Source organism: Antrihabitans stalagmiti, assembly GCF_016482825.1.
GTDB lineage: Bacteria > Actinomycetota > Actinomycetes > Mycobacteriales > Mycobacteriaceae > Antrihabitans > Antrihabitans stalagmiti.
Map to the genome: position 1 here is coordinate 1998 of NZ_JAEMNV010000027.1, position 3536 is coordinate 5533.

Consider the following 3536-nt stretch of genomic DNA (forward strand, 5'->3'; position numbering starts at 1 on the left):
GATAACGATCCTTGTCGGATTTCGGGCATACCGCGCTTTCGGGTGGTCATGGTGCCGAGTTCGTTCGATGGGGGTGTGTTGTTTGAGAACTGCACAGTGGACGCGAGCATCTTTGTTAGTAAGTGTGTAAGAGCGTACGGTGGATGCCTTGGCACCAGGAGCCGATGAAGGACGTAGGAGGCTGCGATAAGCCTCGGGGAGCTGTCAACCGAGCTGAGATCCGAGGGTGTCCGAATGGGGAAACCCAGCACGAGTGATGTCGTGTTACCCGCACCTGAATATATAGGGTGTGTGGAGGGAACGTGGGGAAGTGAAACATCTCAGTACCCACAGGAAGAGAAAACAACAGTGATTCCGTGAGTAGTGGCGAGCGAAAGCGGATGAGGCTAAACCATGGATGTGTGATACCCGGCAGGGGTTGCATTTGTGGGGTTGTGGGATTTTTCTTCCCGTTACTGCCGTGACGGGCGAGAGTAAGAAAACAAGTTGTTAGTCGAAGTGGTCTGGAACGGCCTGTCGTAGAGGGTGAGAATCCCGTAGACGAAAACTTCTTGTCTCTCGTGAATTATTCCCGAGTAGCAGCGGGCCCGTGAAATCTGCTGTGAATCTGTCGGGACCACCCGATAAGCCTGAATACTCCCTGGTGACCGATAGCGGACTAGTACCGTGAGGGAAAGGTGAAAAGTACCCCGGGAGGGGAGTGAAATAGTACCTGAAACCGTGCGCTTACAATCCGTCAGAGCCTGTGCATCCTTTAGTGGGTGGTGGGTGATGGCGTGCCTTTTGAAGAATGAGCCTGCGAGTTAGTGGCATGTGGCGAGGTTAACCCGTGTGGGGTAGCCGTAGCGAAAGCGAGTCCGAATAGGGCGGTCAGAGTCGCATGTTCTAGACCCGAAGCGGAGTGATCTACCCATGGCCAGGTTGAAGCGACGGTAAGACGTCGTGGAGGACCGAACCCACTTAGGTTGAAAACTGAGGGGATGAGTTGTGGGTAGGGGTGAAAGGCCAATCAAACTCCGTGATAGCTGGTTCTCCCCGAAATGCATTTAGGTGCAGCGTCGCGTGTTTCTCACCGGAGGTAGAGCTACTGGATGGTCTAGGGGGCCTACAAGCTTACCGAAATCAGCCAAACTCCGAATGCCGGTGAGTGAGAGCGCGGCAGTGAGACTGCGGGCGATAAGGTTCGTAGTCGAGAGGGAAACAGCCCAGATCGCCGGCTAAGGCCCCTAAGCGTGTACTAAGTGGAAAAGGATGTGAAGTCGCGAAGACAACCAGGAGGTTGGCTTAGAAGCAGCCACCCTTGAAAGAGTGCGTAATAGCTCACTGGTCAAGTGATTTTGCGCCGACAATGTAGCGGGGCTCAAGTACACCGCCGAAGCCGCGGCATTCACATAACACCCGCACGAGTTTACGGATTCGTGTGCAGTGGTGTGGATGGGTAGGGGAGCGTCGTGTGGCCATGGAAGCGCCGGAGTGATCCAGGTGTGGAGGCCACACGAGTGAGAATGCAGGCATGAGTAGCGAAAGACGAGTGAGAAACTCGTCCGCCGAATGACCAAGGGTTCCTGGGCCAGGTTAATCCGCCCAGGGTTAGTCGGGACCTAAGGCGAGGCCGACAGGCGTAGTCGATGGACAACGGGTTGATATTCCCGTACCCGTGTATCCGCGCCCATGACGAATCAGTTGTACTAACCGTCCAGACGGTGATGGATCTCCTTCGGGAGACCGGATCTAGATGCACGGGACCTCGGCTGGTAGTAGTCAAGCGATGGGGTGACGCAGGAAGGTAGTGGGGCCAGTCAGTGGTTGTACTGGTGTAAGCCTGTAGGGCGAACGGTAGGCAAATCCGCCGTTCATACAGCCTGAGAGGTGATGCGTAGCCGAATGAGGCGAATTCCATGATCCTATGCTGCCGAGAAAAGCCTCTAGCGAGCTGATACACGGCCCGTACCCCAAACCGACACAGGTGGTCAGGTAGAGAATACTAAGGCGATCGAGAGAACTATGGTTAAGGAACTCGGCAAAATGCCCCCGTAACTTCGGGAGAAGGGGGACCTCTGTTGGTGATCACCTTTACGGTGTGAGCTGGGGGAGGTCGCAGAGACCAGTGAGAAGCGACTGTTTACTAAAAACACAGGTCCGTGCGAAGTCGTAAGACGATGTATACGGACTGACGCCTGCCCGGTGCTGGAAGGTTAAGAGGACCGGTTAGCCAGCAATGGCGAAGCTGAGAATTTAAGCCCCAGTAAACGGCGGTGGTAACTATAACCATCCTAAGGTAGCGAAATTCCTTGTCGGGTAAGTTCCGACCTGCACGAATGGCGTAACGACTTCTCAGCTGTCTCAACCATAGACTCGGCGAAATTGCAGTACGAGTAAAGATGCTCGTTACGCGCGGCAGGACGAAAAGACCCCGGGACCTTCACTATAGCTTGGTATTGGTGTTCGGTACGGTTTGTGTAGGATAGGTGGGAGACTGTGAAGCGGGCACGCCAGTGTTCGTGGAGTCATCGTTGAAATACCACTCTGATCGTATTGGACTTCTAACCTCGGACCATGATCTGGTTCAGGGACAGTGCCTGGTGGGTAGTTTAACTGGGGCGGTTGCCTCCCAAAATGTAACGGAGGCGCCCAAAGGTTCCCTCAGCCTGGTTGGCAATCAGGTGTCGAGTGCAAGTGCACAAGGGAGCTTGACTGTGAGACTGACAGGTCGAGCAGGGACGAAAGTCGGGACTAGTGATCCGGCACCGGCAAGTGGAAGCGGTGTCGCTCAACGGATAAAAGGTACCCCGGGGATAACAGGCTGATCTTCCCCAAGAGTCCATATCGACGGGATGGTTTGGCACCTCGATGTCGGCTCGTCGCATCCTGGGGCTGGAGTAGGTCCCAAGGGTTGGGCTGTTCGCCCATTAAAGCGGCACGCGAGCTGGGTTTAGAACGTCGTGAGACAGTTCGGTCTCTATCCGCCGCGCGCGTAAGAAACTTGAGGAAGGCTGTCCCTAGTACGAGAGGACCGGGACGGACGAACCTCTGGTGTGCCAGTTGTTCCACCAGGAGCACCGCTGGTTAGCTACGTTCGGAAGGGATAACCGCTGAAAGCATCTAAGCGGGAAGCCTGTTCCAAGATGAGGTTTCTCACCACCATCGAGTGGTTAAGGCCCCCGGCAGACCACCGGGTTGATAGGCCAGAACTGGAAGCCTAGTAATAGGTGCAGGTGACTGGTACTAATCGGCCGAGGACTTACCAACAAAGAAGCTACGCGTCCACTGTGCAGTATCTGAAACAACACACACGTTTCAGAACCACAAACCAACCCCACCCACCCGGTGGACCGTTGGCCAACTGGTTCCGTGTGACAGTTTCACAGAGTTACGGCGGCCATAGCGACAGGGAAACGCCCGGACCCATCCCGAACCCGGAAGCTAAGCCTGTCAGCGCCGATGGTACTGCACCCGCCAGGGTGTGGGAGAGTAGGACACCGCCGAACATACTTTCCGAAAGGGGACCCAGACAACTGGGTCCCCTTTCGTCATTT

Annotated in this window: 2 rRNA genes; both read left to right on the top strand. The window is 55.3% G+C overall.

Going from position 1 to position 3536, the window contains the following annotated elements:
* The first annotated feature begins 116 nt into the window (after positions 1 to 116).
* A 23S ribosomal RNA gene (locus tag JGU71_RS29500) occupies positions 117 to 3249 on the top strand.
* 122 nt (positions 3250 to 3371) lie between these two features.
* Positions 3372 to 3488, top strand: a 5S ribosomal RNA gene (gene rrf, locus JGU71_RS29505).
* Positions 3489 to 3536 lie beyond the last annotated feature (48 nt).